Raw genomic sequence first — 5398 nt, 5'->3', positions numbered from 1 at the left:
TCCGAACGAGGGCGGTAGCATCCGCCACGCGCAGCCGCTGGTCAGCACGAACACCACCGCGGTGAACACCGCACGCTCATCAACCGGGGGCGGTGCCACCACCCTGCGGCGCAGTGAACTGCCGGAGCAGCGGCTCGACCAGGGCCCACAACTCGTCCGGGACGAGACGTTTCGACAACTCATCGACCACGAGTCGAACATTATGCAGCACAGCCGATTCCGGCACAACGTGAACGAATCACAACCACGTAAGACACGGTCTTAGTATCGTAGCTGTTGCGGCCCGCTGGGCGGAGGGCGCCCACACAGCGGGCCGCATGCTCAGTGCAAGACACGGCCCAGGAAGTCGCGGATCAGCGCGGCGATCTCCGCTCCGTGGGTCTCCAGGGCGAAATGACCCGCGTCGAGCAAGTGCAACTCGGCGTCAGGGAGGTCGCGGAGATACGCCCGGGCGCCGTCGGCCTTGAAGATCTCATCATGCTTGCCCCAAGCGATCAGGACCGGCGGTTGGTGCTCGGCGAAGTACTTCTGGAACGCCGGGTAGCCGTCGAGATTGAATTGATAGTCCCAGAACAGCTGGAGTTGAACCTCTTTATTTCCCGGGCGGTCCAGGCGCGCCTGGTCCAGCGTCCACGTGTCGGGGCTGATTAGGTTGAGCCGGTCTGCAGGCACTCCATGCTCGTACTGCCAGCGGGTCGCATTTGCGTCGAGGAGCTTACGAACCTCCGCCTCGTTGGCCACACGATCCTTCGCATGTGCGAACAACACCTCCCAGAACGGGGTGAAACCCTCTAGATAAGCGTTCCCGCTCTGGGTGACAATCGCGTTGACTCGTTCGGGATGACGTGAGGCGATACGCAGGCCAATGGGAGCGCCGTAGTCCTGGATGTAAAGGGCGAAACGCTCGATGCCGAGGTGATCGAGTAGTATCAGGGTGATCTCGGTGAGTTTTTCGAAAGTGTATTCAAATTCGTCGACTAGTGGCATGGATGACTGGCCGAAGCCGATGTGGTCGGGGGCCACGAGATGATAGGAGTCGGCGAGAGCAGGCAGCAGATTGCGGAACATCGACGAGCTGGCGGGGAAGCCGTGCAGCAGCACAAGCGTCGGCTTGGCCGGATCGCCCGCTTCGCGGTAGAAGACGGTCTGACCGTCGATCTCGACAGTGAGGTGGCGGGTCTGGGACATTCGATTGCTCCTTAATTCTTGGAGTGATTACTTGGATTCGCGGAGTTCTGGACGACCTCCACGGAGTTGCCCCGACGGAAGCCGGGTACGAAATCGGTCAGCACATCGGCGTTGATAGTGCCAACGGTAGTGGCGAGTCGGTGATGGACCTCGTCGGTACGGGCCTCCAAGATGACGCTTGACCCGATCTTGGTTTTCTCGCCCACCGCATCGCTCGGCAGTTCGTGACGGCGTAGCCGATACCCAGGCACGTCGAGTCCGACGCGCTTGCGGTCCACCAGCGTGGCTTGCGGCGACGTATGACGCGCGATATCCGGCGGGGTGACGTTTCCCGAGCGATTCCAGTTCATGACCGGGCACTCGACGACGCCGGTAGGGCTGGAAGCCGCGGGCATCGTCGGCGCCGCCGATCCCGAAGCCCTCGTGGGAGACGCGGTTGCAGATCGGCCCACATCGCAGAACGTCGCCCCGGCGCAGAGCATGTTGACGTCGCAGGCCCATCCAGCAGCGGAGTAGTACGAGGGGAGAAGCATTACACGCGCCCGGAGATGGTGGGTAGACAAGCAGGTCGGCACCATCGCAAATCAGTTGTGCAATTTTGGCGACCGGTGCGGTACCGGGAACGGCGCGCAGACCAGTCATCGTGAGGTCTGCCTTCGAAAGTCGAGTTGCGAGGCGGGTTCACTGCGCCGTACCGGACCAACCAGCAGGGCTGCGGCGACAGTGAAGGCCACGGTGAGGGCGAAGTAGCTGCGGTAGCTGCCGGTCACAGAGTGCACAGCGGCGGCTACGGCTAGCCCGGCAGCGGCGGAAAGTTGGTGGAGCACCCAGGCCGGCGCGAGCGTTCGACCCATCCGGGCTGTATTTAGGCCGCGCGAGAGGATGGCCATGGTTAGCGGGATCACCGGGAACGAGCCGATACCGAAAAGCGCCGCCACCACGATCAGCACCTGCGGCCCGGGAACGGTTACCACGAGTAGGAGAGCGGCCAGCCGTAGCAAGTACAGCGTACGCAGTAGAGTCTCTGGAGAATGCCTTCGCAGCAGCCATGCCATGGCGGTCGAGGTCAGGCCTGCGCTCAGAGAGGCGAGAGTCATCAGTCTGCCTGCCTCAGTCACGGACCAGCCCTGCTCGACTGCGTGCTTAGGCAGCATCAGCACCAGCACATACATAGTGGCTGCATGCAGGCCGAAAGAGATCAGTACCGAGCGCCTGCCGGCCAGCGATTCTCTCGCACCAACGATCGGAATTGCCCTGCCACTGGTGGGCAGCACTAGCCACAGCACCGCGGTCACCGCCATGCCGACAGCCCCCAACAGAGCAAACGTGCCACGGACACCGACAGGCTCGAGCAACGCGGATGCCGCCGCCGACGTCATCAGCTGCCCTAGGTTCACGCCGACGGCAGCCCGCGCCATCGGCGGGCCGACGTGCGGTCCTACCGATCGGCCCAGCAACGTCGTCACTGTAAGCGTCGATGACGAAGCGAAACCCAATCCGCCGAGCACCATGTAGGCGGCGATGAACTGCCAAGTATCGGTGACTGCTGCCAGCACTAGGTAACTGCCGGAAATCAGCACGAGCCCACCGATCAGAACAACTTTGGGACCTAGCAGATCGAGGAGCCTGCCGATGGGGTGCTGTGCTACACCAGTCACTGTCGAACTCAATGCGGAGGCTACCGCCAGCGCGGTCGCCGAAACGCCGTATGCGACGGCGGCCGGCGCGAAGAAGACACCCATAGTGAAGTTCAAGCCGAACGACACGGTCATCGCAGCCAGTCCAGCCCAGGCAAGATCCTCCCGCCTCATGCCGTTCCCCTTCTAGGGTTCGAAACTTTGATCGTTTCGCGATGGATGCCGACTGCTGGGCTCGCGGACAGACGTTGAGTCCTGCACAGCGAGCGGTAGTGCCGTCTCGCAGGAGTCGGAGCAAGCCTTCTCAGATTCAGGGTGAAGACCTTTGGGTCGGTCATGACTCTCGTTCCATTGGGCCGAGCTGGACGATATAACCAGTGTAATATGCTTCAACGGTTAGATACGACAGTTCATTCCCGCTGTCCGAAGATTCTTCCCGCGAGCTTTGGGCAGCTAAAGCAAACTGGGGTACAGCGAAACTCGCCCTCGTGCACCAATCACGTCAGCCTGTGGTCTCCACGCGACACCGCGCGCATCCGCCGTACACGACGCGTGCACCCGCTCACGAACATGCTCGCCGGTCACCCTGGGTCCGGCTCCTCGGATTTCAGAGCAATAAGCAGTTGCCCGATCGACAACGCAGGCGGGACGATGGCCTGTCTCATACCGGAGACCTTGCTTGCCGTTTGATTGCGCATGGCAACTGCACCAAGAGGCACCGCCGCTGCCAACGGAAGAGCAGGCTCAATCCAGGGCGGCGAAGAACGCGCGGATGTCGGCGACGTGCGCGTCCGGGCGTTCCATCGCGATGAAGTGGTTGCAGGTGTGCACGAGGGTGCGGTCGCGCTCGGCGAGCCGCCGCATCAGCGTGGAGCCGCCGCCGTACGTGACGACAGTTCGCACCGCCACTCGCGTGCCTTCGGCGCTTAGTTCGAGTGCGATCCGCCGCGCCGACCTTTTCCGGTCCGCCGCAACTGCTCGATGCACGTCACGATCGCGGCCGGGGTCGCGGCGGAGTACCGATGAGGAGCCGAGGACCGGTCGAGCAAGCCCAGATCACCATAGCGGCGGAATCTGTTGACCCACTCACTCGCACACTGCCGCGAGATACCGATCTCGGCGGTAACGTGAGCGATCGGACGAGACTGGCAGCGTTGCACGAGGCGCTGGCGGCCCGCGACAGTCAACGGGGCATAACGGTCAGACACGGCGGTTCTTTCGAGTTCCAGCGGACAGTGTTGTTGGCGATTCACATCCTGCCGCAGAAAGAACCGCCCCTCAGCTCACCACCACCGCGCCCGCGTCACCAGGGCCTGCAGTCGGCAGGGGTGCAACGCCTGCACTCCGGCACTTCGGGGGCTTGTCCGTAAATCACTGTCGGAGTTGATCTTTGAATCGGCATACCGGGAGACGGTGGGAAACTTGGGTATGTGTCGTCCGCGAGATTGTCGATCCGCTGCCGAGTTGCGGGTCAAGTTCGATCACATCCTGCCGCATCTGGATAACGCCGTCGTCTCTACCTGGCCAGCGAGGCGACGGCGATGGGCCGTGGCGGGATTACCGTGGTGGCCGCCACCTCCGCTACTATCACGCGGGGCCTCTCCGAACTGGCCGCGAATCGTGCACCGCCTCAGGGCGTCCGGCTCAAAACGCCGTGCGCAAGCCGTTTAGCAGCCTTTGATGGAAAATCGGGTCGCCGAATTTCGGAGTTGACGGCGAACTCGCGCTTGGGTTGCACGGTTGTCGGTAACAGTCCGCTCGATCCAGGTGATGCCGTGAGCAGCGAAGAACGCACGCGCCCGGAACACGAACCCGATCGCGGTGACGCCTTCTCGTCAGGCAGGGCTTCGGTGTAGGTCAGTCGTGAGTAGCCGTCGATCGCGGTGTGCAGGAACACGTAGCCAGGCGTGCTGCGTTCGACGCGGCACGAACCGCCCTGTCCTGGGCCGACCCGCGGCCGTGGATGCGCCAGCCGCCGCCGTCGGGGATACGCCCCACCTTCTTCACATCGATATGCACCATGTGCCCAGGACGGCGCGGAACGGTGCGGCGCGGTGCCCGGTTGGGTTAACCGGTCCGATCCAGAAACCGGCGCCGGTTCAACCCGAGCCGCGCAAGGTGTCTTCTTCAGCAATCCGGTGTTATCGGCGATCAGCACCGCATCCTCATCGCCGAGCCGCTCGGCCACATACGAGCGCACGTCGACGAGGCCTCAATCCGCCCAGCGCAACAACCGCTGCATCCCGCCCAGGCTGACCTCACCAGCCCGCTCGGCCAGCGTCCACTCGTTCTTCCGTTCCAGCCCCGCCACCAACCCGATCACATACTCCCGTGCCCGGCCCCGCGGCTCCGACCACGTGAAACGGCCATCGATCCTGGGATGCAGCGAATCAGATTCCACCGAAACAACATTTATTGCCACACCAGCGAGCTACCGGACCGACTGTCGTCACAGTATCAAGCTGGCGCGCCAAACGGATCCGCGCGGAGTTCTACTCCGGATTCGTGATCCTCGCCAGCACGATGCCGCCGAGGATCAACGCCAGGGCCAGCAAGCGCCCCGCACCGAGCGG

The 5398-nt window shown here is 63.2% G+C and carries 4 protein-coding genes and 5 pseudogenes; 1 reads left to right on the top strand and 8 read right to left on the bottom strand.

The window, feature by feature from the left end; genetic code table 11:
• The 6 genes and pseudogenes from ABZW96_RS37205 to ABZW96_RS37180 form a co-directional block, all read right to left on the bottom strand.
• Nucleotides 1-190, bottom strand: a pseudogene (locus ABZW96_RS37205) (transposase); the annotation flags it as partial.
• A 131-nt stretch (nucleotides 191-321) separates the two neighbouring features.
• A complete protein-coding gene (locus tag ABZW96_RS37200; RefSeq protein WP_355081538.1) occupies nucleotides 322-1188 on the bottom strand; it encodes an alpha/beta hydrolase in 867 nt (288 codons plus the stop codon).
• 11 nt (nucleotides 1189-1199) lie between these two features.
• The gene (locus ABZW96_RS37195) at nucleotides 1200-1538 is read right to left on the bottom strand and encodes a hypothetical protein (protein ID WP_355081536.1); all 339 of its coding nucleotides are present in this window, start codon (nucleotides 1536-1538) and stop codon (nucleotides 1200-1202) included.
• Nucleotides 1539-1826: 288 nt separating this feature from the next.
• On the bottom strand, nucleotides 1827-2960 hold the full coding sequence (locus ABZW96_RS37190) for an MFS transporter (RefSeq protein ID WP_355081534.1): 1134 nt from the start codon (nucleotides 2958-2960) through the stop codon (nucleotides 1827-1829).
• 609 nt (nucleotides 2961-3569) lie between these two features.
• Nucleotides 3570-3734, bottom strand: a complete 165-nt coding sequence (locus tag ABZW96_RS37185) for a hypothetical protein (RefSeq protein ID WP_355081540.1) — start codon at nucleotides 3732-3734, stop codon at nucleotides 3570-3572.
• A pseudogene (locus ABZW96_RS37180) lies at nucleotides 3717-4033 on the bottom strand (leucine zipper domain-containing protein); the annotation flags it as partial. The pseudogene ABZW96_RS37180 and the gene ABZW96_RS37185, both read right to left, overlap by 18 nt.
• Before the next feature lie 220 nt (nucleotides 4034-4253).
• On the opposite strand from ABZW96_RS37180, the pseudogene ABZW96_RS37175 reads away from it, so the two are divergent.
• A pseudogene (locus ABZW96_RS37175) lies at nucleotides 4254-4492 on the top strand (hypothetical protein); the annotation flags it as partial.
• Between the two features lie 72 nt (nucleotides 4493-4564).
• On the opposite strand, the pseudogene ABZW96_RS37170 reads toward ABZW96_RS37175, so the two are convergent.
• Together ABZW96_RS37170 and ABZW96_RS37165 are read right to left on the bottom strand one after the other, a co-directional pair.
• Nucleotides 4565-4949: pseudogene (locus ABZW96_RS37170) on the bottom strand (IS481 family transposase); the annotation flags it as partial.
• Nucleotides 4924-5247 (bottom strand): annotated as a pseudogene (locus ABZW96_RS37165) (IS701 family transposase); the annotation flags it as partial. The pseudogenes ABZW96_RS37170 and ABZW96_RS37165, both read right to left, overlap by 26 nt.
• Nucleotides 5248-5398: the final 151 nt, after the last annotated feature.

Source organism: Nocardia sp. NPDC004168 (genome assembly GCF_040610355.1).
GTDB classification, from domain to species: domain Bacteria; phylum Actinomycetota; class Actinomycetes; order Mycobacteriales; family Mycobacteriaceae; genus Nocardia; species Nocardia sichangensis.
This window is presented reverse-complemented; position numbering and strand designations above follow the sequence as displayed.